The 25,146-nt window shown below is 64.6% G+C and carries 24 protein-coding genes, 1 tRNA gene and 1 pseudogene; 15 read left to right on the top strand and 11 right to left on the bottom strand.

Annotation, left to right across the window (positions count from 1 at the left end; all coding sequences use genetic code 11):
* Positions 1-4: 4 nt before the first annotated feature.
* From EDE08_RS19755 to aroA, 3 genes are read right to left on the bottom strand one after another with little or no spacing between them, the layout of a single operon-like run.
* Positions 5-412 (bottom strand): hypothetical protein, encoded by a 408-nt coding sequence (locus tag EDE08_RS19755; protein ID WP_131870511.1) that lies wholly within the window; start codon positions 410-412, stop codon positions 5-7.
* Positions 390-995, bottom strand: coding sequence for a hypothetical protein (locus EDE08_RS19760; RefSeq protein WP_131870513.1), 606 nt, complete (start codon positions 993-995; stop codon positions 390-392). Before EDE08_RS19760 ends, EDE08_RS19755 begins: the two co-directional genes overlap by 23 nt.
* A 10-nt stretch (positions 996-1,005) precedes the next feature.
* Complete coding sequence (aroA, locus tag EDE08_RS19765) at positions 1,006-2,343, bottom strand: 3-phosphoshikimate 1-carboxyvinyltransferase (RefSeq protein WP_131870515.1); 1,338 nt, start codon at positions 2,341-2,343, stop codon at positions 1,006-1,008.
* Between the two features lie 160 nt (positions 2,344-2,503).
* On the opposite strand from aroA, the gene EDE08_RS19770 reads away from it, so the two are divergent.
* The 3 genes and pseudogenes from EDE08_RS19770 to EDE08_RS19780 all read left to right on the top strand — a co-directional run.
* Positions 2,504-2,914: a TIGR02300 family protein gene (locus EDE08_RS19770; protein WP_035673723.1), complete on the top strand. Its 411-nt coding sequence runs from the start codon at positions 2,504-2,506 to the stop codon at positions 2,912-2,914.
* A 95-nt stretch (positions 2,915-3,009) separates the two neighbouring features.
* Positions 3,010-3,085, top strand: a tRNA-Ala gene (locus EDE08_RS19775).
* A gap of 135 nt (positions 3,086-3,220) precedes the next feature.
* Positions 3,221-3,457 (top strand): annotated as a pseudogene (locus tag EDE08_RS19780) (GIY-YIG nuclease family protein); the annotation flags it as partial.
* A gap of 15 nt (positions 3,458-3,472) precedes the next feature.
* Here EDE08_RS19780 and EDE08_RS19785 read toward each other — a convergent pair.
* Positions 3,473-3,934, bottom strand: coding sequence for a MarR family winged helix-turn-helix transcriptional regulator (locus EDE08_RS19785; RefSeq protein WP_131870517.1), 462 nt, complete (start codon positions 3,932-3,934; stop codon positions 3,473-3,475).
* 156 nt (positions 3,935-4,090) lie between these two features.
* Between EDE08_RS19785 and EDE08_RS19790 the strand changes: the two genes are divergently transcribed.
* The 11 genes from EDE08_RS19790 (at position 4,091) to EDE08_RS19845 (ending at position 16,291) form a co-directional block, all read left to right on the top strand.
* The gene (locus EDE08_RS19790) at positions 4,091-4,516 is read left to right on the top strand and encodes an organic hydroperoxide resistance protein (RefSeq protein WP_061023501.1); all 426 of its coding nucleotides are present in this window, start codon (positions 4,091-4,093) and stop codon (positions 4,514-4,516) included.
* Positions 4,517-4,689: 173 nt separating this feature from the next.
* The gene (locus tag EDE08_RS19795) at positions 4,690-5,895 is read left to right on the top strand and encodes a CaiB/BaiF CoA transferase family protein (RefSeq protein ID WP_131870519.1); all 1,206 of its coding nucleotides are present in this window, start codon (positions 4,690-4,692) and stop codon (positions 5,893-5,895) included.
* 423 nt (positions 5,896-6,318) lie between these two features.
* A complete protein-coding gene (gene ugpB, locus EDE08_RS19800; protein WP_131870521.1) occupies positions 6,319-7,635 on the top strand; it encodes a sn-glycerol-3-phosphate ABC transporter substrate-binding protein UgpB in 1,317 nt (438 codons plus the stop codon).
* A 50-nt stretch (positions 7,636-7,685) separates the two neighbouring features.
* Positions 7,686-8,567, top strand: a complete 882-nt coding sequence (ugpA, locus tag EDE08_RS19805; RefSeq protein WP_131870523.1) for a sn-glycerol-3-phosphate ABC transporter permease UgpA — start codon at positions 7,686-7,688, stop codon at positions 8,565-8,567.
* Between the two features lies 1 nt (position 8,568).
* Positions 8,569-9,417 carry a sn-glycerol-3-phosphate ABC transporter permease UgpE gene (gene ugpE / locus EDE08_RS19810; protein ID WP_061879965.1) on the top strand — a complete coding sequence of 283 codons (849 nt, stop codon included), beginning with the start codon at positions 8,569-8,571 and terminating at the stop codon, positions 9,415-9,417.
* A gap of 108 nt (positions 9,418-9,525) precedes the next feature.
* The gene (locus tag EDE08_RS19815; RefSeq protein ID WP_131870525.1) at positions 9,526-10,614 is read left to right on the top strand and encodes a sn-glycerol-3-phosphate import ATP-binding protein UgpC; all 1,089 of its coding nucleotides are present in this window, start codon (positions 9,526-9,528) and stop codon (positions 10,612-10,614) included.
* 308 nt (positions 10,615-10,922) lie between these two features.
* Positions 10,923-11,348, top strand: a complete 426-nt coding sequence (locus EDE08_RS19820; protein ID WP_035704151.1) for an Hsp20 family protein — start codon at positions 10,923-10,925, stop codon at positions 11,346-11,348.
* A gap of 50 nt (positions 11,349-11,398) precedes the next feature.
* The gene (locus EDE08_RS19825; protein ID WP_018645064.1) at positions 11,399-11,671 is read left to right on the top strand and encodes a BQ00720 family protein; all 273 of its coding nucleotides are present in this window, start codon (positions 11,399-11,401) and stop codon (positions 11,669-11,671) included.
* A gap of 365 nt (positions 11,672-12,036) precedes the next feature.
* The gene (locus tag EDE08_RS19835; protein ID WP_245524827.1) at positions 12,037-12,699 is read left to right on the top strand and encodes a TetR/AcrR family transcriptional regulator; all 663 of its coding nucleotides are present in this window, start codon (positions 12,037-12,039) and stop codon (positions 12,697-12,699) included.
* Complete coding sequence (locus EDE08_RS19840) at positions 12,696-15,383, top strand: molybdopterin-dependent oxidoreductase (RefSeq protein ID WP_131870531.1); 2,688 nt, start codon at positions 12,696-12,698, stop codon at positions 15,381-15,383. The genes EDE08_RS19835 and EDE08_RS19840 overlap by 4 nt, the downstream gene beginning before the upstream one ends.
* Positions 15,380-16,291: an FAD binding domain-containing protein gene (locus EDE08_RS19845; protein WP_131870533.1), complete on the top strand. Its 912-nt coding sequence runs from the start codon at positions 15,380-15,382 to the stop codon at positions 16,289-16,291. The genes EDE08_RS19840 and EDE08_RS19845 overlap by 4 nt, the downstream gene beginning before the upstream one ends.
* Before the next feature lie 167 nt (positions 16,292-16,458).
* On the opposite strand, the gene EDE08_RS19850 is transcribed toward EDE08_RS19845, so the two are convergent.
* Positions 16,459-17,589 carry a DUF5938 domain-containing protein gene (locus tag EDE08_RS19850; RefSeq protein WP_131870535.1) on the bottom strand — a complete coding sequence of 377 codons (1,131 nt, stop codon included), beginning with the start codon at positions 17,587-17,589 and terminating at the stop codon, positions 16,459-16,461.
* Between the two features lie 37 nt (positions 17,590-17,626).
* The gene (locus EDE08_RS19855) at positions 17,627-18,430 is read right to left on the bottom strand and encodes an SDR family NAD(P)-dependent oxidoreductase (RefSeq protein ID WP_131870537.1); all 804 of its coding nucleotides are present in this window, start codon (positions 18,428-18,430) and stop codon (positions 17,627-17,629) included.
* A 314-nt stretch (positions 18,431-18,744) separates the two neighbouring features.
* On the opposite strand from EDE08_RS19855, the gene EDE08_RS19860 reads away from it, so the two are divergent.
* Positions 18,745-19,380, top strand: coding sequence for a TetR/AcrR family transcriptional regulator (locus EDE08_RS19860; protein ID WP_131870539.1), 636 nt, complete (start codon positions 18,745-18,747; stop codon positions 19,378-19,380).
* A gap of 183 nt (positions 19,381-19,563) precedes the next feature.
* Here the strand turns inward: EDE08_RS19860 and EDE08_RS19865 are convergent, their stop codons facing one another.
* The 5 genes from EDE08_RS19865 to rpoN form a co-directional block, all read right to left on the bottom strand.
* Complete coding sequence (locus EDE08_RS19865; protein WP_131870540.1) at positions 19,564-20,586, bottom strand: glycoside hydrolase family 5 protein; 1,023 nt, start codon at positions 20,584-20,586, stop codon at positions 19,564-19,566.
* A gap of 14 nt (positions 20,587-20,600) precedes the next feature.
* Positions 20,601-21,890, bottom strand: coding sequence for an O-antigen ligase family protein (locus tag EDE08_RS19870; protein WP_131870541.1), 1,290 nt, complete (start codon positions 21,888-21,890; stop codon positions 20,601-20,603).
* A gap of 131 nt (positions 21,891-22,021) precedes the next feature.
* Positions 22,022-22,483, bottom strand: a complete 462-nt coding sequence (gene ptsN, locus EDE08_RS19875) for a PTS IIA-like nitrogen regulatory protein PtsN (protein WP_061879972.1) — start codon at positions 22,481-22,483, stop codon at positions 22,022-22,024.
* Between the two features lie 219 nt (positions 22,484-22,702).
* Positions 22,703-23,308, bottom strand: a complete 606-nt coding sequence (gene hpf, locus EDE08_RS19880) for a ribosome hibernation-promoting factor, HPF/YfiA family (RefSeq protein WP_131870542.1) — start codon at positions 23,306-23,308, stop codon at positions 22,703-22,705.
* A 198-nt stretch (positions 23,309-23,506) separates the two neighbouring features.
* Entirely contained in the window at positions 23,507-25,129 is a 1,623-nt protein-coding gene (gene rpoN / locus EDE08_RS19885) for an RNA polymerase factor sigma-54 (RefSeq protein ID WP_131870543.1), read from the bottom strand.
* Between the last annotated feature and the right edge of the window lie 17 nt (positions 25,130-25,146).

A 25,146-nucleotide genomic window follows, 5' to 3' on the forward strand; every position in this document is an offset into this window, starting at 1 on the left:
TCACTCAACCCTTGACTGTCTGTGGCCCGCGGGCGCGTCGCAAGGGCCGCTCTTCGGTGAAAATGTTGCGAGACGCGAATTCTGCAGGACTCGCAAAGGTGAGATATTCGCGCATCGCGTCGGATGGCGACGACGTGGTGAACCATGGTTCGGCAAGGCGTCGCGCCGGATCGCAAACCCATGCAGGTACCCGGCCGAGACGGCGTTGCTTTGCCAGATATTCGGCAATAGCGCCGACCAAGGCGTCGAGCCGGTCGTTTCGCGTCAACGCGGGTTCGTCCTTTATCGCCTCGTATTGGGCGTGGCTGGTCCCTGCCAGATCGAACGTGTCGATGAATTCGGCCAGCGTGGCGTCCTGCGGCGCCCCGGCGCGAATGCGCCCGACGGCCTCAGCGAGGGTATTTGGGCGCATCGGCTCCTCCCCCGAGGTCCATGTGCTTCAGCAGGAATCGCTGTTTTTCCGAGGACGCCGCGCTCACCGGAAAGTACCGCCCAAGCAGCGCGATGGCCTGCTCCGCGGTTGAGACTCCAACCACTTTCATCAGGTTCAAGATGTCCAGCCGCTCCGCCTCTCCGCGTACGGGATCCGTGATCCGAAACGCCTTCAACTTCAGTGCCAGAAGATATTCCGCGGAGGGCACGGAAACCTCAAGTCCAGGCGGTGTCCCGTCGCGCGGGAAAGTACCAAATTCGAGATGATCCGCGGCGCGATCGGCCAGCGGGCTGAGGTGGAATGCGACTTGATCGTTGAACCAGTCAGCACTCCATCCGTTCTTGACGGCAATTTCGGCCGTCACTCTATCCAGCCAGCCGGGCAGTGGGCGCTCGAGCTTCGATACGTCGACATCCTCGGTCGCAAAGCGAAAATTGCTGGCGAGCATGAGCGCAGAGCCCCCATAGACTGCGATCCGAAGCCTGGTTCCCGCGTCGGCTGCAGCACGGCCGATCGCATCGAAAGCATCCAGCAGGGCATCGCGGTCGAAGGCAGCACTCATGGCCGCAGCCTCATGAAAACTCGGCCCCTAGCGAACGCATCATCGGAATGAAGTCCGGGAAACTGGTGGCGATGAAGGCGGTGTCGTCGACCGTCACCGGCTGGTCGGAGGCGCAGCCCATCACCAGCGCGGACATCGCTATGCGATGGTCCATGTGGGTGGCGACGGTCCCGCCACCGGGGACATGGCCGCGGCCCTCGACGATCAGATCGTCGCCTGAGACCTCGACCTTGACGCCGTTGACGCGGAGCATGGCGGCGGTCGCCTCCAGCCGGTCGGATTCCTTGACGCGCAACTCCTGCAGCCCGCGCATGATCGTCGTGCCTTCGGCGAAGGAGGCTGCGACCGCCAGCACCAGATATTCGTCGATCATCGAGGGCGCGCGCTCCGGCGGCACCTCGACGCCGCGCAGCTTCGAGGCGCGCACGCGCAAGCGCGCCATCGGCTCGCCGGCATCGCCCCGCACCTCGCTCTCCTCGATCGAGGCGCCCATTTCGCGCAGCGTGGTGAACAGGCCGGTGCGCAGCGGATTGGTCATGACGTCGGACAGCACGATATCGGAACCCTCGACGACCAGCGCCGCAACAATCGGGAAGGCCGCCGAAGAGGGATCGGCGGGGACGACGACATTGGCGCCATGCAGCTCGGGCTCGCCCACCAGCGTGATGCGGCGGCCGTGCCGGCCTTCCTGGACCGAGGTGATGTCGGCGCCAAAATGCTTCAGCATCAGCTCGGTGTGGTCGCGGCTGGCCTCGCTTTCGATCACCGTCGTGGTGCCCGGCGCAGCCAGGCCCGCCAGCAGCACGGCCGATTTGATCTGGGCCGAGGCGACCGGGGTCCTGTAGGTGATCGGCAGCGGATCGCGCGCGCCCTGGAGGGTCAGCGGCAGACGGCCGCCCTCGCCCCCGGACACGACCCTGGCGCCCATCTTTTCCAGCGGATCGAGGATCCGGCGCATGGGGCGGCTGCGCAGCGAGGCGTCGCCGTCGAACACCGCCGAGATCGGGCAGCCGGCAACGGCGCCCATGACCAGCCGGCAGCCGGTGCCGGAGTTGCCGAAATCCAGCGGCGCCTTGGGCTGGGCGAAGCCCCCAACGCCCACGCCCTGCACCTTCCACGCGAAATCGCCGGTACGCTCGACCGTGGCGCCGAGCGCCTGCATGGACTTGGCTGTGTTGAGGACGTCCTCGCCCTCCAGCAGGCCTGAAATCCTGGTCTCGCCGACCGCGAGCGTGCCCAGGATGAGGGCGCGGTGGGAGATCGACTTGTCCCCGGGCACCCGTACTTTCCCGGTCAGGGGACCGCTGGCGCGGGCCTGGAGCGGCCTCGGTTGGTCGGAATGGGTCAAGATTGTGTCCTTGGATGCGCCCTCACCGGGCTGCGGCGCAGGTACCACATGGTCCGCGCCTCGTCACGGGCATGTCGTTCTCTTGTAATGCGCTATTGACAGCGGGCCGCCAACTAGCCAAGTGAAGCACCGCTTTTCAGACATTCCCAGGATTCCTGCCGTGGCCAAGTCCGAACTCGGAACCAAACGTATTTGCCCGACCACGGGCAAGAAGTTCTATGACCTCAACAAGAATCCGGTGATCTCGCCCTATACCGGCGAGGTGGTGCCGATCGCCCCGGTGGCACCCGCTCGCGTCCCCCGCGGCGCCGAAGCCCGGCACGCGGCGACGGCGGATGCCGCGCCGGAGCCGGCGGAGGCCGAAGAGCTGGTCTCCCTCGAGGAGGCGGATGCTGAGGAAAACACCGGCAAGGTCAAGGCCGTCGTGCCGGAATCAGAGGACGATATCGAGGTTGATGAGACCATCGACGACGACGATGACGATGATTCGACCTTCATTGCCGACGAGGAAGAGGGCGATGAGGACGTGACCGACATCATTGGTGACGTCGGAGGTGATGAAGAGACTTGAGATCAGCCCTGATCTGTGAAAAAGGGTGCACCGCGCGAGTCGAAAGGGCTCGCCGGTCCGGGTGATCGACCAGGTTCATCCCGGTGAAGGACTAAGGGGCCATAGCTCAGCTGGGAGAGCGCTTGCATGGCATGCAAGAGGTCGGCGGTTCGATCCCGCCTGGCTCCACCACGCTTCACCCTTCGGGCTACGCGTGGCGCAGCCGCGCAGAGCCCGAAGGGTGAGGCGTGGTGTCCGGCGTAGCCCGAAGGGCGAAGACGGACAGGTGAGACACCAGCCTAATGACGACCCACGCGATAGCCATCAATGTGGTACGTCTACATTCTCAGAAGCGTTGAATTTCCCGACCAGGAATACATCGGCGCCACGGAAGATCTGAAGCGGCGAATCCAGGAACACAATGCCGGCAAATCCAGCCACACCGCTAAGTACAAGCCTTGGAAGTTGATTTGGTACTGCGCCTTTCCCGACAAGTACAAAGCTCTGGCGTTTGAAAAGTACCTGAAATCTCATTCTGGCCGCGCGTTCGCCAAGAAGCGGCTTTCCTGGATTTTACCCCTACTCCCCGATCACCGCATTCAGCCTGTCGCGCAGCGCGACGATTTCGTCCTTCATCGCGACCAGTTCCGACACCGAGCAATCCGACGCCGCCAGGATCGACTGCGGCACGGCGCGGGCCTTTTCCTTGAGCGCGTATCCCTGCGGTGTCAGCGCGATCAGCACCTGACGCTCGTCCTCGTTGGAGCGCGTGCGCTTGACGAGATGGGCGGCCTCGAGCCGCTTGAGCAGCGGCGTCAGCGTGCCCGAATCCAGGAATAGCTTCTCGCCGATGTCCTTGACCGGCACGTCGTCGCGCTCCCACAGCACCAGCATCACCAGATATTGCGGATAGGTCAGGCCGAGCCGGTCGAGCAGCGGCTTGTAGACGCGGTTGAAGGCATGCGCTGCGGAATAAACCGCAAAGCAGATCTGGTTGTCGAGCCGCAGCGGCGCGTCCGCTGCCGATGGTTTCCGGGCCATTGCAGAATCTCACGAGGTTCGGCCGCATTGTGGGGCCGGTCGGCGGCACATTCAATTGCGAACAATTAAATGTGAGACGGCGCAATTTCAATTGCGTACAATCTAATTGCCTGCAATAAATATCGCACCCTACCCCCAAACCCCAGGGAGACCACAATGTCCGTGAACGTCCTCTACAAGACCAGCGCCAAGGCCACCGGCGGCCGCGACGGCCATGCCGCGACCCTCGACGGCGCGCTCGACGTCAAGCTCACCACGCCGAAGGAGCTCGGCGGTGGTGGCGGCGCCGGCAACAATCCCGAGCAACTGTTTGCGGCCGGCTATGCCGCCTGCTTCATCGGCGCGATGAAGTTCGTGGCTTCGCAGGGCGGCCCGAAGGTTCCGGCCGACGCCTCCGTCACCTCCACCGTCGGCATCGGCCCGCGCTCCGAAGGCGGCTTCGGCCTCGACATCGATCTGGCCGTCTCGCTGCCGGGCCTTGCCCGCGCCGAGGCCGAGGCGCTGGTCGAAAAGGCGCATCAGGTGTGCCCTTACTCCAATGCCACGCGCGGCAATGTCGACGTTCGCCTGACGGTCGTCTGATCGAAAGTGCGGATGGGCTGGCCCCGGGACCTCCGCGGGCCGGCCTCCGTCGTTTTGCCACGCCGCGACATTGACGCGCGACCGCGCATGCGGCCCTACGCCGGGAGCCATTGCTGCTCCTGGCAAACCTCGCTAGGCCTGTGACCGAACCTCGACACAGGAGAAGCGAAGGCATGAGTTCTGAAGCCGCCCCAGGTGCCATGAGCGGACTGCGCGTCATCGATCTTACGCGCGTGCTCGGTGGTCCCTATTGCACCCAGATCCTCGCCGACCATGGCGCCGACGTGATCAAGGTCGAGCCGCCCGCGGGCGACGAGGTGCGCGAATGGGGCCCTCCGTTCCACGAGGAGGACGCGGCCTATTTCGTCGGCATCAACCGCAACAAGCGCTCGATCGGCCTCGACCTCGCCTCCGAGGGCGGGCGCGTCGTGCTGCTGAAGATGCTGGAGACCGCCGACGTCCTGATCGAGAATTTCAAGCCGGGCACCCTGGAGAAGTGGGGCATCGGCAACGAGAGCTTGCGCGAAAAATTCCCGCGCCTCGTGCATTGCCGGATCTGCGGTTTCGGTGCCGACGGCCCGCGCGGCGGCAATCCCGGCTATGATGCCATCATCCAGGCCATGACCGGCATGATCGCGGCGACCGGCTCGCCCGAGAGCGGGCCGATGCGGATCGGCGTGCCGCTGGTCGACATCACCACGGGACTCTATGCGGCGATCGGCATCCTGATGGCGCTTTCGGAGCGGCAGCGCTCCGGCAAGGGCCAGTTCCTGGAGACGACGCTGTACGAGACCGGCCTTGCCATCATGCATCCGCACACCGCCAACTATTTCATGCATGGCAAGCCGCCTGGTCTCACCGGCAACGAGCACCCGAACCTCGTGCCCTACGCGATCTTCCCGACCAAGACCGACAACATCTTCATCGGCGTCGGCAATGACGGCACCTTCCGCAAGCTGGCCAAGGAGATCGGCAAGCCCGAGCTCGGCACCGACCCGCGCTTTGCCCGCAACAAGGACCGCATCGCCAATCGCGAGGCGCTGCGTGCCGAGCTCGCCGCCGTGTTCAGCCAGCACGAGGCCGAGCCGCTGTGCAATCGCCTGCTCGCGGCCGGCCTGCCCGCTGGCCCCGTGCAGAAGATCGACCAGGCGTTGACCAACCCGCACACGATCGCGCGCGGCGATATTATCGAGAAGGATTGGTACAAGGGCGTGGCCTCGCCGATCCGGCTCGATCGCTCAAAGCCGAGCCTGCGCCGCCTGCCGCCGAAATTCAGCCAGCACGCGGCCGAGGTGCTCGGCGAGTTCGGGTATTCCAAGGCCGAAATCGAGGCGATGGTCGCGAAAGGCACTGTCTGCGGCCCCGAGCGCAAGCGCTGAGTGGCGCGATCAAATAAGATCGCGAGCGTCGCCGGAGGTGCGCTCCCTCCCCCGCTTGCGGGGGAGGGCTGGGGAGAGGGTGTCTCCGCGAAGGGACAATCCCCCAGAGGATAAAGCCCTCACCCGGCGCGCGGGACGATGCTTCGCATCGCCCGGAGCGCGCCGACCTCTCCCGCAAAGCGGGAGAGGTTTGGAGCCCGCGGCTGGTTGCCGACCTCACATCAACCGATGCCGCACTGCGGCGCGACCCACACGCGTGCAGCGCGAACGGCTGCGGCTGTCCGCGCACGTCCTCGCCTATTTTCCGGCTTCCCTTTTCCAGCGCTTGCCGCTTTCGTTTCGGCCGCTTACACAGTCATGTGAACGTCATATGGTGCTGCTAGCGCAAGCGCTTCTTTAGTGACGGGCAAGGGAGGATTCTTGATGGCTCTTCGACATTTTGGTGCGGCCGCCGCATTTGCACTCACGGTCGGCTTGTCGGCTTCGCCGGCGCTGGCTGTGACCGAAATCCAGTGGTGGCACGCGATGACCGGCGCCAACAACGACGTCATCGTCAAGCTCGCCAACGACTTCAACGCTGCGCAGAGCGACTACAAGGTGATCCCGACCTACAAGGGCAACTACGCCGACACGATGAACGCCGGCATCGCGGCGTTCCGCGCCGGCAACGCGCCGCACATCATGCAGGTGTTCGAGGTCGGCACCGCCACCATGATGGCCGCGACCGGCGCCGTGAAGCCGGTCTACAAGCTGATGGCCGAGACCGGCGAGAAGTTCGATCCGAAGGCCTATCTGCCCGCGATCACCGGCTATTATTCGACCTCGAAGGGCGAGATGCTGTCCTTCCCCTTCAACTCGTCGTCGACCGTGATGTGGGTCAACCTCGACGAGCTGAAGAAGGCAAATGTCGAGATCCCGAAGACCTGGCCTGAGGTGTTCGATGCCGCCAAGAAGCTGAAGGCGGCCGGCCACGCGACCTGCGGCTTCTCGAACTCGTGGGTCACCTGGGTCAATCTCGAGCAGCTCTCCGCTTGGCACAACGTGCCGCTGGCGACCAAGGCCAACGGCCTCGACGGTTTCGACACCGTGCTCTCCTTCAACGGCCCGCTGCAGGTCAAGCATCTCGAAAATCTGGTCGAGCTCCAGAAGGACAAGACCTACGACTATGCCGGCCGCACCAATACCGGCGAAGGTCGCTTCACGTCAGGCGAATGCCCGCTCTACCTGACCTCCTCGGCCTTCTTCGGCAACGTCAAGGCGCAGGCCAAGTTCGCCTTCACCGCGGTGCCGATGCCCTATTATCCCGACGTGAAGGGCGCGCCGCAGAACTCGATCATCGGCGGCGCCTCGCTCTGGATCATGGGCGGCAAGTCGGCGGAAGAATACAAAGGTGTGGCGAAGTTCCTGACTTTCCTCTCCGATACCGATCGTCAGGTCTACATCCACAAATCGTCGGGCTATCTGCCGATCACCAAGGCGGCCTATGAGAAGGCCAAGGCCGAAGGCTTCTACAAGGACCAGCCCTATCTCGAGACCCCGCTGCTCGAGCTGACCAACAAGGAGCCGACCGAGAATTCGCGCGGCCTGCGCCTCGGCAACATGGTCCAGCTCCGCGACGTCTGGGCGGAAGAGATCGAGCAGGCGCTGGCCGGCAAGAAGACCGCCAAGCAGGCGCTGGATTCGGCCGTCGAGCGCGGCAACACGATGTTGCGGCAGTTCGAAAAGACCGCCGTGAAGTAAGGCGACAAGCGGCAGGCCGGTGAAGCCGGCCTGCCGCTGCTGCGGGCATCATGCAAAAGCAAGCCATTTTCCAATCCAAGCTGTTGCCCTACGCGCTGGTTGCGCCGCAGCTCGCGATCGTCCTGATTTTCTTCTATTGGCCTGCCTTGCAGGCGGTGATCCAGTCCTTCCTGCTCCAGGATGCCTTCGGCCTCTCGACCAGCTTCGTCTGGTTCGAGAACTATATCGACCTGTTTAGGGAGCCCGCCTATTTCGAGGCGATCCTGCGCACCTTCTTCTTCTCGTTCGCGATCGCGGTGTCGTCGCTGTCGTTCGCGCTGCTGCTCGCCGTGATGGCGGACAAGCCGCTGCGCGGCTCGATGCTCTACCGTACGCTGCTGATCTGGCCCTATGCGGTGGCGCCGCCGGTCGTCGGCGTGCTCTGGATCTTCATGCTGCATCCCTCGCTGGGCGTGCTCTCGCGCTATCTACGGGCCCTCGGCATCGACTGGAATCCGCTGCTCGACGGCGACCAGGCCGCGGCGCTGATCATCCTCGCCGCCGCGTGGAAGCAGATCTCCTACAATTTCCTGTTCTTCCTCGCCGGCCTCCAGAGCATCCCCAGAAGCGTGCTCGAGGCTGCCGCGATCGACGGCGCACGCCCGATGCGGCGGTTCTGGACCGTGACCTTCCCGCTGCTGTCGCCGACCATCTTCTTCCTCCTGGTCGTCAACATCGTCTACGCCTTCTTCGATACGTTCGGCATCATCGACACCATGACCCGGGGCGGCCCCGGCAAGTCGACCGAGACGCTGGTCTACAAGGTCTATACAGACGGCCTGCTCGGCGGAAACCTCGGCAGCTCCGCGGCGCAATCGGTGATCCTGATGTTCATGGTCATCGTGCTGACGGGCATCCAGTTCCGCTTCGTCGAACGCAAGGTGACCTACTGATATGGTCGAGGAAGAAGGCTTTCGGCGCTACATTGCCCACATCATCCTCTGGATCGGGATCGCGATCGTCGCCTTCCCGGTCTATCTCGCCTTCGTCGCCTCCACCCAGGACAACGCGGTGATCGCCAACGGCCAGATGTCGCTGCTGCCGGGTGGTCATTTCCTCGAGACCTACTACCAGACGATCTTCGTCGGCACGAGCGGCTCGACCCGCGAGCCGGTCGGCAACATGATGTTGAACTCGCTGGTGATGGCGCTCCTGATCGCGGTCGGCAAGATCGCGATCTCGATCATCTCGGCCTATGCGATCGTGTATTTCCGCTTTCCGTTCCGGATGGCGCTGTTCTGGCTGATCTTCATCACCCTGATGCTGCCGGTCGAGGTCCGCATCTATCCGACCTACAAGATCGTCGCCGACCTGCACATGCTCGACAGCTATGCCGGCCTGTCGCTGCCGCTGATCGCCTCGGCCACCGCGACGCTGCTGTTCCGCCAGTTCTTCATGACGGTGCCGGACGAGCTGCTGGAGGCCTCACGCATCGACGGCGCAGGTCCCTTCCGCTTCTTCTGGGATACGCTGCTGCCGCTGTCGCGCACCAACATGGCGGCGCTGTTCGTGATCCTGTTCATCCTCGGCTGGAACCAGTATCTCTGGCCGCTGCTGATCACCACGCGCGACGACATGCAGACCATCCAGATCGGCATCCGCAAGATGATCACCACCACCGACGCGCTGACGGAATGGCCGATCGTGATGGCGACCGCCGTGCTGGCCATGCTGCCGCCGGTGTTCGTCGTCGTCGTCATGCAGAAGCTGTTCGTGCGCGGACTGGTCGAGACGGAAAAGTGAAGATGGCGAATAGTGAGTGGCGAGCAGCGAATGGGGTCGCTGCGTCCGCCTTGCGTACCAACCTGTCCCCATTCGCCACTCCCTATTCGCTATTCCCCGGAAAATCCCATGGCTAACGTCACCCTGCGCAACGTCCGCAAGACCTATCCCGGCGGCTTCGAGGCCATCAAGGGCGTCTACGTCGATGTCGGCGACGGACAGTTCTGCGTGCTGGTCGGTCCTAGCGGCTGCGGCAAGTCCACGCTGCTGCGCATGGTCGCGGGACTCGAAACGGTCACCGGCGGCGAGATCGACATCGGCGGCCGCATCGTCAACCAGATCGAGCCCGCCGATCGCGACATCGCGATGGTGTTCCAGAACTACGCGCTCTATCCGCATATGAGCGTCTACAACAACATGGCCTATGGCCTGCGCAACCGCGGCATGGCGGAAGCCGAGATCAAGACCCGCGTCGATGAGGCCGCGCGCATCCTCGAGCTCACATCGATGCTGGAGCGCAAGCCGCGCCAGCTCTCCGGCGGCCAGCGCCAGCGCGTCGCCATGGGCCGCGCCATCGTGCGCCAGCCCAAGGTGTTCCTATTCGACGAGCCGCTCTCCAATCTCGACGCCAAGCTCCGCATCGCGATGCGGGTCGAGATCCGCAAACTGCAGCGCCGCCTCAACACCACGTCGATCTACGTCACCCACGACCAGCTGGAGGCGATGACGCTCGCCGACATCCTCGTCGTGATGAACGGCGGCCAGGTCGAGCAGGTCGGCAATCCCCTCGCGATCTACGAGAAGCCGGCGACCACCTTCGTCGCCTCCTTCATCGGCGCGCCGCCGATGAACCTGATGTCGACGCGGCCCGAGGAGATCCGGTCGCAGCTCGCCGGCAGCGCTGCGGCCGACGCCGGCATTCTCGGCATCCGCCCGGAAGATTTCGTCATCACCGACCAGACCCCGGACGGTGGCGTCGCCTTGCCGCTCACGGTCGAGGCGATCGAGCGCGTCGGCGCCGAAACCTTCGTCTATGGCTCGCGCGAGCAGGAGGAGCAGCGCGTCGCCGCCACGCCCGGCGAGCTGCCGCCCGGCGAGATCATCGTCCGCATTCCCGGAACCGAGGCGCCCGCCATCGGCGCGAAAATCCGCGTCGCGGCGGTGCGGGCCAAGCTGCATCTGTTCAGCGGCGACGGCCGGAAGCGGATCGAGGCCTGACCGGTTCCGCAGAACCAAACACCAAAGTGCGAAAACAACCCCATGCACAGTAGAAGGGGGTTTGTTTTCGTTGGAGAATTTCTCGGACATTGATCGGCCAAGACCTCATTCAGGTCCCGCTGGCGGCGTTCGGAGACATCGCTGACACAGCGATGGCAAAATGAACGGGCGCGGCCGACATCGGCTCACCCACAGCCTCCCCGGCTACGTCCTTGAACCCACAAGGGAACATGCCCATATTGCTGATCAAGGGGTGCCTTGACGGGCCCTGAAACACCAAAGTCGCTTCTGCGAGGACTTTGTAAACTATGTCTCGTGTTCCAACGCTCTCCAGTCCCTTTCTGCTGGGCTTCGACGAGATCGAGCGCGTGCTCGACCGCGTCGTCAAAGGCGCCGACGGCTACCCTCCCTACAATATCGAGAGGTGCGGCGGTTCGGACGGCCAGCCCGAGCGTTTGCGCATCACGCTGGCGGTCGCCGGATTCACGCGCGACCAACTCGATGTAACCATTGAGGAAAACCAGCTCGTGATCCGCGGGCGGCAGCAGGACGACAAGACCCGGCAATACATCCATCGCGGCATCGCCGCGCGCCACTTCCAGCGCACCTTCGTGCTGGCGGAAGGGATGCTGGTGCTGGGTGCGGATCTGAAGAACGGGCTGTTGTCGATCGATCTGGCCCGGCCAGAACCGGAGAGGATCGTTAAGACAATCGCTATCAATGAGCACGAATAATGGAACGAGTAGCGGACTCGACCGCTTAGTGTTCCAGAGGAGTCGAGACCATGAGTGAAGGTCACGTTGCGTTCGAATACGAAGCCAAGAACGTCTCTCCGGAGACGCTGGCAACCCTGGGCGAAGGCCATATCGCCTATGTGAAGCAGATCCGTTCCGAGGACGTGCCGGACCTGTTCCCCGAGGCGCCGAAGATTGCGCCGGGCCTCAAGCTGTTCGCACTCCACGCCGCCGACGGCACGCCGATCATGCTGACCGACAGCCGCGAAGCCGCGGTCGCCAACGCCTGGAGCAACGAGCTGCAAGCGGTGAGCGTGCACTAGAGCACGCGCGCGTCGCACGAATAGGGTTTCAAACGGGCATGCCTTCGCGAGAAGGCGTGTCCGTTTTCGTTTGGCGTGACGTTTTCGCGTCGCCATCGCCAGCCAACGGGAATTCCGCGATGTCCCCGCCGCGTGCGGCAGGGCAATCGCATATTAGATGCGGCTATGGGCACCAACTGTGTCCACGGCGTCATGGCCGGGCTTGTCCGGGCCATCCACGCCTTTTCCGCGCAGCACAAAGACGTGGATGCCCGGGACAAGCCCGGGCATGACGACCTCTGCAAAATTCGAATGCGATTGCCTGGCGTGCGGTTGGCGCTTGCGCGCACGAGACCGTCATCAATCCGTGATTTGACATTTCATTCGTGTTTGTCAAATCTGACAAAATGCAGGCCAAGGCCCCTCCACAGGACCGGATCCTCGACGCCGCCTTGCGCGTGTTCCGGCGCCACGGCTTCCGCCGCTCCTCGATCGAGCTGGCGGCGGAGGAGGCCGGACTGACGCGGCAGGCGCTCTATCATCACTTCGCCTCCAAGGAGGCGCTTTTTCGCGCCGTGCTGGAGCGGATCTACGAGCAGGGGCTCGCGGCCGAAATCGCGGCAGCGAAGTCGGCGGAAGACGCGGGCCTCGAGCTTGCCGATATCCTGGTCGCCGAGATCGGCGCGCGGATGCAGTCGCTGCTCGCTTCGCTCAAGGACTCGCCCCATACCGAGGAGCTGTTTTCCGAGCATCTCGCGCAGGCGCGCGACATCTACCAGAGCTATTCCAACCGTTTCGCCGACGAAATCGCAACCACGATCGCGCGGGTGTGCCGCAAGCGAAAGCTCAAGCTCGAAAGCGGCGTCAGCGTGCGCGAGCTCGCGCGCTGCGTCGAGATGGCGATCCACGGCACCAAATCCGCCTTCCCGTCCATGCAGCCGGTCGACGCGTTCCTGAAACAGCTCGAGACCATGCTGCGCATGCTGATCGCCGGCGCGATGGCGCCGTCCGCAAGGAAGTCCCTGCGCAAAACGGGAGTTCGCAAATGACCACCACGACCATCAATGGACGGCCTCTGGTGCTACCCGACGATCCGGATGCGCTCCTGATCGACGTGATCCGCGATGGCGGCCTCACCGGCACCAAACTTGTCTGCGGCTCCGGCGTCTGCGGCGCCTGCACCGTGCTGCTCGACGGCACACCCGTCGTGAGCTGCCTGTTGCCGGCGCAGGCGGCCGCCGGCAAATCGCTGACGACCATCGAGGGCGTCGGAGCCGCCGGATTGCATCCGGTGCAGAAGGCGTTCATGGCGCAAGACGCCCTGCAATGCGGCTTCTGCACGCCCGGCTTCGTCGTCGAAGCCACCGCCTTCCATGACAGCTGGCGCGCGAGCAAGGGCGCGGCGATACCCTCGCGCGAGGAGATCGCCGCCGCGCTATCCGGACATCTCTGCCGCTGCGGCGCCTATGAGGGCATCTATCGCGCCGTCGCCGAAGCCTGCGCGGGCCGCTTCGACGGCATCGAGCCCATCGCGCCGCGGCTGGAAGCCCGCGACAAGGTGACGGGCCTCGCCCGCTACACAGTCGACATCCACCATGACGGCCAGCTCGAAGGCGTCATCCTGCGCGCGCACGTCGCGCATGCGAGGATCACCGGGCTCGATCTGGCGCCGGCGCGCGCCATCGCCGGTGTCGCCGCGGTCGTTCCGCTGCTCGGCGATGACAACATGGTCCGCTTCGTCGGCGCGCCGATTGCAGCCGTCGCGGCCAGGGATCGCCGCACCGCACTGAAGGCAATCGCCGCGATCCGCTTCAAGCCCGAGCCCTTGCCCGCGGTGATCGGGCTCGATGCAGCGCGACGCGACGATGCGCCCATCGTGTTCGAGAAGAAGGACCGCAAGCGTGCCGGCAACGTGTCCGAGGGCGCCGGCGGCGCTCCGGTGTCGTGGAAGGGCAATGTGCGCGGGCCTTCGGCGCCGTTCTCGCAAAAAGCCAAGCAGGCCAGGAGCTGGCTCGACGAGGCGCGGGCGCAACGCAATCCGCTGCTGGTCGAGGAAACGTTCCGCGTCTCGACGCAGCAGCACGCAAGCCTCGAGCCACATGCCGCCGTGGCCAGTTTCGATGGCGATCAGCTCATTGTGCACATCTCGACCCAGGCCATTCACGAGAACATGGAGAAGATCGCCAAGCGCTATGGCCTTCCGCACGACAAGGTGCGTGTGATCGCCGACCATGTCGGCGGCGGGTTCGGCTCCAAGGGCAGCGTCGGGCTGGAGACCATCGCCGCCATCGAGCTTGCGCGCGCCGCCAAGGCGCCGGTGCGTGTCGCCTTCGATCGTGAAGAGGAGCTTTCCGTCGCCGGCTATCGTCCGGCCGCCGAGCTCAAGCTGTCCTTGCTGCCTTCGGCGGAAGGCCGCCTCAAGGCGCTGTCGCTCACCGCCCATGCCGACACCGGCGCCGCCGTGAACTCGCTGATCGCGGGCCTCGCGCGGCTGATCTATCCGGCCGAAGCCAAAGAGCTCGTCGACTTCGACGTGCTCAGCAATTTGCCGCCCGGCGCACCGTTCCGTGGCCCCGGCGGTCCGCCGATGTCGTTTGCGCTGGAGCAGGCGGTCGACGAAGCGGCGCTGCGCATGAAGGTCGATCCGATTCAGCTGCGCAAGCTCTGGGACCCCGATCCCAACCGCCAGCGGCTGTACGACTGGGCGGCCGGCCTCGATGTCTGGAAGAGCCGCCAGCCGGCGGCCTCGCAGACCGGCCGCTACCGGCGCGGCGTCGGCGTCGCCACCGGCTACTGGCTCTATCTCTGGCAGACCGGCTCCTCGGTCGAGCTCGCGATCAAGGGCGGCCGCATCGTCGCAAGCTGCGCGGTGCAGGATATCGGCACCGGCACGCGCAGCGTGATCGCGAACACCGTCGCGAAGGCGTTCGATCTCGAGCCGCAGGATGTCGAAGTTCGCATCGGCCGCTCCAACCTGCCGCCCGGACCGGGCTCCGGCGGCAGCCGTGTCACCGCCTCGGTGGTGCCGCCGACCTTGCTCGCCATCGACAAGCTGAAAGCGGAGATCAGGCGCACCGCGTCTCGCACACCTGCTCCGGGATCGAACGCGCCGTGGCGCGAGATGATCGCGGCTTCCCCCGATATCGCCGTGTCGGCGAGACGCCAGGAGGACGGCAAGCCGCCGCCCGGCGTCAGGCCCGCGCTGCACGAGGCCGGCATCATGGGCCGGGTGTTCGGCTGGGTGCTGCGTCTGATGAACCACATGGTGGTCGGCGCCGGCGTGCCGAGCTCGGTGCAGGTGATGGAAGTCGAGGTCGATACCTGGCTCGGCCATGTGCGCGTACTCAACGCCTATACGGGCCTCGCGATCGGCAAGCTCGCCGCGCCGATGCTGGCGCGAAGCCAGGCCGCAGGCGCGGTGATCCAGGGCATCGGCTACGCACTCTATGAGTCGCGGGAGACCGATCCCTCGAGCGGCCACATCCTGAGCGGCAGCATGGAGGATTACCGCATTCCGGGGATGGCCGACATGCCGAAACTGGACGTGCATTTCGACGAGGCCGGTTTCGAGCACGTGCCGGGCGGCAGCGTCGGCATCGGCGAGGTCGCGACCGTGCCGACCTCTCCCGCGATCGCCAACGCCATCCGCGATGCGATCGGCGTGAGACTGACCGAGATTCCGTTCCGGCCCGACCGTCTTGTGGCCGCGTTGAAAGGGAGGGATGCCGCATGAGTGTCGCCGTCATGACCGCCAGTGAATTCCGCGCCGGAGGCACCGATTTCAGCGAACGCCGCCGCAGCGGCGTGTCGCAGGGCATGCTGATCGACATCTCGGCCACCGGCGACAAGACGATTACCTGGGATGCCGACGGAACCGCCCGGATCGGTGCGCTGGCCACCATCGCCACGATCGCGACCGACGCGCGCATCGCCGCTGCCTATCCCGGCATTGCGGCGAGCGCGCAAGGCCTCGCCACGCCGCAGGTGCGCCACGTTGCAACGCTCGGCGGCAATCTCGCCCAGCGTTCACGTTGCTGGTATTTCCGCCGGGCCGACATCGATTGCCTGAAGAAAGGCGGCAGCACCTGCCCTGCCCGGTCCGGCAATCATCTCTATGGCGTTGCCTTCGATCTCGGCGACTGCGTCGCGCCGCATCCCTCGACCATGGCGGCGGCTCTGCTCGCCTATGATGCGACCATCACCACGGACCGGCGCAGCGGATTGACGATTGCCGGCCTGCTCGGCGACGGCTCGGTCTCGAACGCCGACCATACACTCGCAGCCGGCGAGATGATCGAGAGCATTGCGCTTCCTGCTCCGCTTCAAGGCGAGCGCGCGACCTACAAGCGAGCGATCAGCCGGACCCATGCGGAATGGCCGCTGGTGGAGCTCTGCGCTCGCGTCGTGATCGCCGGCGGCAAGTTCCAGCTCGTGCGTCTCGCTGCCGGCGGCGTCGCGCCCGTGCCGCTTCGCCTCACCACCGTGGAAGCCCAGCTCAGCGGCAAGATTGCCAATGCGGCATCGATCGCAGAGGCGGCGACAGCGGCGAGCTCGGGTGCCAAGCCACTGCCGATGACGGCCTACAAGCTCGATCTTCTGCAAGGGCTGGTGCGCGACGTGCTGGAGCGGCTTTCGGACTAGCTGGTCGCGCAACGCGGGCATCGTTCTTGTGGGGCACGCCGCTGCCACGAGTCATGTGCAATTGCTCGGCCCGCAAAGCGCACCTTTGTCGAGGTCATCGATAAGGCGCATGATCGTCCCGCAACAGCCCGCGGGTGGCGCGCGACCCGCGCCACCCGCGATCCTGCTCAGTCGTGCACGGTGAGGATCGGTTTGCTGACCAGCCCGAAGCTGCGCAGCTGGCCGAGCAGCTCGTGGTGACCGAAGGCCTGGCAGCCGGAGGCGAAGCCCACGCGCTTGGGCGGCTGCTGCAGCAGGTGCGCAGCGGCATAGGCCTGCAGCAGGCCGGTCTGCTTGTAATTGCTGTTGCCGTTGATGACGCAATGCGCGCGCCCGAGCGGGCCGGAGGCATGCACCGAATCCAGCGACTTGTTGACGCGCGGGTTCTCCCGCGGCGGCATGGTGTTCATGACACCGGCGGCGGTCTGCGCCAACGCGGCGTAGCGGTCGTCGGGGTTCATGTCCTTGGTCGCGTCCAGCGCGGCGGCGACGATCTGCGGCACGCCCAGCATCAGCGCGCGGTTGAACACGCCACCCAGCACCTTCACGTTGGCCACGCGCGGATCGCGCTTGAACCACACCGGGTGCGAGGTGCCGCCCCAAGGCAGCGCCAGCGCGAGCTCATGCTGGCCGGGGATGGCGAGGCTGGTGAGGCCGGCATCCACCTGGTGCTCGACATACTTGTTCTGCTCCAGATAATAGGCCTTTGCCATCGCGGCGTTGACCAGGATGGTCTGCGTCGAGGCGATGGTCGGGCTGCCGCCCCAGAACACGGCGATATCGAGCGTGTCGAGGCCGGGCGTCTCCAGGCACAGCTGCGCCGCGATCTCGCCGGTGGTGTACATCTGCGCGATGCCCGGCGCGAGCAGCAGGCCGGCATTGGCGAACTTCGTGCCCCACTCCTGCTCGAGCGTGATCAGCCAGTCCTGCTCGCCTGTGGTGTCGGTGTAGTGGCATCGGGAGGCCCAACAGGCCTGCACAACCTCGCCTCCGAACCTGGCGAAGGGACCCACGGTGTTGAGCACCACCGAGGCGCCGTTGAACAGCTCCGTCAGGGCGCTCACGGTGTGCGGCACCTCCACCACCTCGTAGTCGGCGGTCTCGATGCCGGCCACGTTCGCCTTCATTGCGGCGTCGAGCTTGTCCGCGCTGCGGCCGGCGGCGATGAAGGGGATGTTGTACTCGCGCAGGTATTCGCAGACCAGCCGGCCGGTGTAGCCGGACGCGCCATAGACGATGACGGGCTTCTTCGCGCTCATTGTCGTTCCTCCGAATGGTCGTTATCAGGCTTGCAGCTCACATTCCCATGCCGCCATCGACCGGCAGTCCGATGCCGGTGATGAAGCGCGCCTCGTTCGAGCACAGGAACACCGCGGCGTTGGCGATGTCGCCGACCTCCGCGAGCTTGCCGAGCGGCGTCTGCTCCACCACCGAGCCGACCGCGGCGTTGACGTCGGGCGCGAGACCGATTTTCACGATGTCGTTGGCCAGCTGCAGGCCCATGTCGGTCGGGATCAAGCCGGGATAGATGCAGTTGACGCGCACGCCATAGCCGAGCTTGCCGGCCTCCATCGCAGCGACCCGCGTCATGCGATCGACCGCGGATTTCGTGCCGGAATAGACCGCGATGCTCGGGAAGGCGATCGTCGCCGCGACGGAGGCGATGTTGACGACCGCGCCGCCTTTGTCCGCCGCTCCGCCCGGCCGCATCGCGCGGAAGGCGTGCTTCATGCCGAGCACGGTGCCGACGATGTTGACGTCGCACATCCGCCGCGCGTCCTCGGCTCTGATCTCGCTGACCAGCGACGTGATCTCGATGCCGGCATTGTTGATGAGGATGTCGTAGCCGCCGAGCGTGGCAATCGTTGCAGCGGTGGCTTTCTCCCACTGCGCATCGTCGGCGACATCGAGATGCACGAAGCCGGTCTTCACACCGAGCCTGGCGATCTGGCCGGCGCTGTCCTTGCCGACGTCATCGAGAATGTCGCCGATCATGACCGCCGCACCGGAACGCGCCAGTGCTTCTGCAATGGCGGCGCCTATCCCGCGGGCTCCGCCGGTGACCAGGGCTTTGCGGCCGTCAAGACTCTTCTCACTCATCGCACGTCCTCCCTTTGCTTGGACTGATCTGTTGGACTGATCTGTTCGCTGATGATGGTGCGTGCTGCGATCGCCGGCACCGTGCCGGCGCGGCCTGCGCAGCGGCATGCGAATCCGTTCCGGCGACGCGGCGCCGGCGGGTGCGTTTCCTCCATTTGCGAGCGTCTTGACGACTGTCCAAATTTCTTGGCGTGCACACTCCTCCCGGAACTTGACAGTTGTCAAGGCAAAAATTTGACAGTTGTCAAAGAGGATGGTCTGTAGACGACGGCCGATGTGATCGCGGCGACCTAGAGACGGGAGACAGCGCGACAATGGCGCGGCAAGCGACAGGAGCGGCGAAGCGAGAGGCCGTGGCGGAGATCGTGCGGGACGACAAGTTCAACGCGCGGCGCATCGAGCTTGCCGAGGCCGCGCTCGAAACGCTCGGAGAGCTCGGCTTCGCCCGGACCAGCCTGCGCGAGATCGCGCAGAACTCGGCGTTCACGCACGGCGTGTTTCACTATTATTTCAGCGACAAGCTCGACCTGATATGCTGCTGCGTTCGCCACTACAAGGCGAAGTGCGTGACGCGCTATGACGAGGTCGTCGCGACGGCAACGAGCCGCGACGAATTGACGGAGGGCTTTCTCGCCAAGCTCGCCGCAACGCTGCAGAACGAAGCCCGCATGCACCGGCTTTGGTACGATTTGCGCGCGCAAGCGATGTTCGAGGCGGCATTTCGCAAGGATGTGCTCGAAATCGACAAGAGCCTGGAAGCGATGATCTGGCGCATTGCCTCTCGCCATGCCGAGTTCGCCGGCAAGCGGCCGGCGTCGTCGCCAGCCGCGCTCTATGCGCTGTTCGACGGCCTATTCCAGAGCGCGTTGCTGAGGCACCTCGCCGGTGACAGGACGGCGATTCCCGAACTGCTCGACGAAGTCCGGCGCCTGCTGCCGACGGTCTGCTGAAGCGCACGAGCGGCGAGTGCAAGCGGCGGGCGCGCACAGAGCACGCACGTTGCAGAGTTGGGTTTTGAGCCGGCACGCCTTCGATGCCGGTTTCGTTTGGAGCGAAGAAGCTTCGTATCGTCAGAGCGATGACGGCGTGCGGCACGATCGTGCGCGTCGCTCACCTCGCGAGCGCTTCCCGCCTCACCGCGCCGCCGGGATCAGCGCCCGCATGATGTCCGGCTTCCAGGCTTGGCGGGTGCTGTCGAAGGCCGCGAAATCGTGGTCGAACTGCCAATAGGCCCACGCCCAGCCGAGCCGCTCCGCGCTCCGCGCCATGAACGACAGATATCGCGTCCGGGCTTCGGCGGGGGCGGCCTCGTAGACGCCGAACTCGCCGAGATAGATCGGACGTCTCTCCCGTTCCGACCAGATGCGCACCTTCTCGAAATCGGCGTGCGCCTTTGCTTCGTCCTCCGGCGTGCCCCAATCGAGCGGCCCCACCCGCGAAAACGTTTCGGACCACGGCGCGCCCTGATGGGTGAAGCGTAACGGGGCGTAATAGTGAAACGTCACGATCAGGTTTCTGTCATCCGACGGCAGGGACAGGTCCTCGACCGGTATCTCGTCGACGTTGAGAACGGCGGCAATGACGGTCCGCGTGGGGTTGGTGGCGCGGATGATGCCGAGACACTCGTTCAGCAGGGTGTTCCAAGCGGCGGAGGTCATCTGCCCGCCCGGCTCGTTGAGGACCTCGAAGACAAGCCTCGGATACTTTCCGGCATAGCGCTCGGCGATCTGCCTCCAGAACGCTTTCAGCTTCCCGGTGCACTCGGAGACATCGCGCTGGCAGACATGGGTATCGTGCTCGTCCAGGATGGGGATGAGCTTTCGGGCGAGCACCTCCTCGATGACCGCATCAAGCCGCCTCAACACCGTTTCATCCAGCAGATTCCCCGGGCCCATGAACTTGAAGCCGAAGAAATTGATGCGAACATGCGAGAATCCGGCGCGCCTGATCGCAGTGAGGTTATCCAGCCGAAATGGCGCGTTCCGGCCTCCCTCCCAGATGCCGTCGTAACCGAGGATGTTGATGCCGCGTCCCAATTTCGAGGAGGACGGCGCGGTGCCCTGGCCGGCTGCGTCGGCCCGGGATCCGATTGCGAGGACGGCGATCGCCAGAACGAGACCGAACGCCAGCGGCCGGCGAGCGCAGATCGCCTTCATCCGTTCCTCCTTCATCACTGCAGGGATTGCTGCGGCACCGGCCTGCACACCGCAAAGAAGAATGCGACCAGAAGCACCGACGTGAACATCGTCGAGCGGAGAAACATCGTCTCCGTAAAATTCGATTGGAAACTCAGGACGACGAATCCGATGATGAGAGCGCAATGGCCGCGATCGATCGACCGGGTGGAGATCAAATACTGGACCTTCTCTGAAAACAGATAAACGCTGGCGGTGAACAGCAGATATCCCAGGAATCCCGTTTCGATCGCCACCGCGATGTAGCCGCTGTGATAGTTGTCGAGCACCCAGCCATGGTTCTGGTTGAAATAGTCGTAAATCGCAGGGCGCGTCCAGAATCCGTTGATGCCGAAGCCCAGCAGCGGCGCATCGTTGAAATGGCTGATGGCGTACTGCCAGATGAAGGTCCGCTCGGTCAAATTGATCGTTGTTTCGCCGAGATGGATGGAATCGTACCCCGTCACGTAGAAATACAGGATCAGCAGGGCGGCCAGGATGCACATGACGAACGGCAGCACCGCGTAGACTCTCATGCAGCGGATCGACCACATCGAGGTAAAGAGCAGTGCTCCCGCGGCAACGGCAACGGCGCCGGCGCCACGCGATTCCGAGGCGATAACGCAGGTCGATGCCAACAGGAACATCGCGAGGAAGGCGATCCATCCCTGCCCCGTCATCTTCCGATAGCAGGCAAAGAACATCAGATATGCGCTGATGAAGCCGAGCGTCTGCTTCGATTCATAGATTCCTTGCCACTGGCCATTGTGCATCCAGCTCTGGTCCACGCCGATCTCGGGCACGAACACCGCGCACAAGGCCGAGGCCGCGACTAGGATGAAGAGCCCCAGCGCCGTCGACCCGACGATCTCGTCGATGTCGATACGCGTGATGAGGCAGTACGCACCGAAAGTCGTCACCGCGAGTGCCGCGCTCTTCATGAACGCCGCACTGGCGAGGCTGGTCCAGAGAACGGAAACGACGGCAAGAGCATAGAATGCGACCAGCGCGATGAGATCGGGATTGCACTGCACGCGCACGCGCGGACGTACGAAGGCACTGGCGTAGATCAGGATGATCCACATCAAGAGCGCTACGGCCTGTTGCACATAGCTCCACTCTGCGCGAAGCAGCGCGGGATTGAAGACGCCCATCGACGCGATCACGTTGACGGTGATCGACATGCGGATCACGTTTCTGGCAAGCGTCTCCACGCCGACCCCGCGCGCTTTCCAGATCGCGCTGTCGTATGCCTCGGAATCCGCCGCGGTGTGCAGGCTGGTCATGAGCGACCTTCCCGAGGCACGGTTAATAATTGCTTACCGCGCAGCGCGACCGCGTTCGCGGACGGGTTGCCTCGGGCGTTGGGTTTCAGTTTCAACCGGGGCGGCTGACCCAGCACGCCCGGGAGCGCGCCCTAAGCCGCGGTCGCCGGCGGCAGGGCCAGCACCGAATAGATCGCCTCGGCGTCGCGCGAGGCGCGGAGCTTCTTGGCGATGTCCTGGTCGCGGAGCAGGCGGGCGATGCGGGCGAGCGCCTTGAGGTGATCGGCGCCGGCACCTTCGGGCGCGAGCAGCAGGAAGACGAGATCGACCGGCTGACCGTCCATCGCCTCGAAATCGATCGGGCGGTCGAGGCGCGCGAACAGGCCGAAGATCTTTTCCAGCTTGGGCAGCTTGCCGTGCGGAATGGCGACGCCGTAACCGACGGCGGTGGTGCCAAGCTTCTCTCGCTGCAGCAGCACCTCGAACACCGCGCGCTCGTTCTGCCCGGTCAGCTCGGCGGCCTTGGCTGCGAGCTCCTGCAAGGCCTGCTTCTTGCTGTTGACCTTCAATGCCGGGAGAATCGCCTCGGGTGCGACCAGATCGGTAATCGGCATGGAGGGTTTCCGAGGTGAATTAAACCGTCAGGTTCCGATTTGGCCAACTTGATAGACCAAGCTGAGCCGGCGTCAATAACATGAAGCAGGAGGCGCACTTAGCCCCGGTCGAGATGTGGGGGGCTTCTACTCCAACGCAATCCCGGTGCCAACTCCCGCGTGTGGCTTTGCCACTGTCAATGTTAAGGGCCGGGATGGTACGGTGCCCAAATCCCGGGCCTAGCCCTGCGACTGGCCGTCCACTTTCGTTCCCGGCGGGTCAATCCAGCCCACATTGCCGTCCGCGCGGCGGTAAATGATGTTCACCCGGCCTGACGAGCCATGCTGGAATACCATGCAGGGCGCCCCGCTGAGGTCGAGTTCCATGACCGCTTCGCTGACCGAGAGCCGCTTCAGCGCCGTGGTTTGCTCCGCGATAATGACCGGACTGTAGCCGGTGACTTCCTCTTCGCCCTCTCCGGGCGCTTCCAGCACGTAAGCCGTGGCGTCGAGCGCAGCCATCGCTTCGGAGGCGACATGGGCCTTGCGCGCGGAGCGGTCCTTGAGCCGGTTCTTGTAGCGCCGCAGCCGCTTCTCGATCATCAGCAGCGCCTGGTCGGCGCTGGCATAGGCATCCGGTGCGTTCGAATCGGCCTCCAGCGTGATTCCCGAATCGAGATGCAGGGCGCAATCGGTGCGGAAACCGAAACCGTCCTTGCTCAAGGTGATGTGACCGGAATAGTTGCCGTCGAAATATTTGCGCAGCACCTCGTCGGTGCGGTCGGCGACGCGGCCGCGCAGGGCGTCGCCGACGCTGATGCTCTTTCCCGAAATCCGGAGAGTCATTGGATGCCTCGCTTGGTTTGTAGCCCCAGTTGCGATGACGAATCATCGCAGCTGAAGTCGCTCCCTGCGCACGATCTTCGCGCAAACGTGTTCCGCGTATGTCGCGAGGAGAACCGCTGCACATCTTTCCGGATCATGCGCATGTCTGGATCGGTCTCGAAGGGAAGACGAGAGTAGCGCGATTCCGCGCCGGCGCAATCAGGCCGGCTCCGGGTTGCGGGAGCGATCGGACAATGCGGTGGAGAGAACGTTACCAAGAGCGCTCTGCTTGTCGCGGCGGCGTTGCACCGAGGAGGGTATGCGCATGGCTTCGCGGTACTTCGCGACCGTGCGGCGGGCAATATCAATGCCCGAAGCGCGCAAGCGTTCCACGATGGTGTCATCCGACAGGATCGCGGAGGGCTCCTCCGAATCGATCAGCTGCTTGATGTGGTGACGCACGGCTTCGGCCGAATGCGCCTCGCCGCCGTCGGCCGAGGCGATCGAGGCCGTGAAGAAATATTTCAGCTCGAACGTGCCGCGATTGGTCGCCATATACTTGTTGGCGGTGACGCGCGACACTGTGGATTCATGCATCTGGATGGCATCGGCGACGGCCTTCAGATTGAGCGGCCGCAGGTGCGCCACGCCATGGGTGAAGAAGCCGTCCTGCTGGCGCACGATCTCGGTTGCAACTTTCAGGATGGTGCGGGCGCGCTGGTCGAGCGCGCGCACGAGCCAGGTCGCGTTCTGAAGCGCGTCGGTGAAATAGGACTTGTCGCCGTCCTTGCCGACCTTCTTCGACAGCTCGGAATAGTAGGTCTGGTTGACCAGCACACGCGGCAAGGTGTCGCTGTTGAGCTCGACATGCCAGCCGCCGTCGGGACCCGGACGGACATAGACATCGGGCACCATGGTCTGCAGGCGCGCCGAGCCGAACTTCATGCCGGGCTTGGGATTGAGGCGGCGGATCTCGCCGATCATATCGGCGATGTCCTCGTCGTCGACGCCGCAGATCTTGCGCAAGGCAACGATGTCGCGCCTGGCAAGCAGGTCGAGATGCTCGACCAGGGCCTGCATCGCCGGATCGTAGCGGTCGAGCTCGCGGAGCTGGATGGCCAGGCATTCGCTCAGATTGCGCGCGAAGACGCCGGGCGGATCGAATTTCTGCAGCACGGCGAGGACGCCGTCGACGTCGGCTTGCGATGCGCCGAGGCGCTCGGCGGCCTGGCCGAGATCGGCCGGCAGATAGCCGGCCTCGTCGACGAGGTCGATCAGGTACTGGCCGATCATGCGCTGGGCGGGGGCGGTGAAGGCGACTGCGAGCTGCTCGGCGAGATGGTCCGACAACGTTGTCTCGGCCGCGACAAAAGCTTCGAGATTGTAGTCTTCGGTCCCAGAGGCACCGCCGCCCCATTCGGTATAGGTGGTCGGCGCGGCGTCCTGGGCGTTGCGCGCCGCAGCCTCGGCGGGCTCCTCGGAGAAGACGTTGTCCAGGCCCGTATCCAGGGTCTGCTCGATCTCGGCGCGAGTGCCGAGATCCTTGCTCATCCATTCTTCCTGGCCCGGCTCGAAACCCTCGGCGCCGCCGCCGAAGCCGTCCTCACCCTGACCATCGCCTCGACCGTCGGAATCGCCGTAACTCCCGGCCTCGGCCGGAGCCTCCCCCGCCGGGCCCTCGTCACTGGCCCGTTCCAGCAGCGGATTGCGCTCGAGCTCCTCTTCCACGAACGTCGTGAGATCGAGATTGGACAATTGCAGCAGCTTGATCGCCTGCATCAGCTGCGGCGTCATCACCAGCGACTGCGACTGCCGGAACTCTAATCTCTGCGTGAGCGCCATGAAGCAAGAACCGTTCC

Origin of the sequence: Bradyrhizobium sp. R2.2-H, assembly GCF_004346455.1 — a bacterium.
Lineage (GTDB): Bacteria > Pseudomonadota > Alphaproteobacteria > Rhizobiales > Xanthobacteraceae > Bradyrhizobium > Bradyrhizobium diversitatis.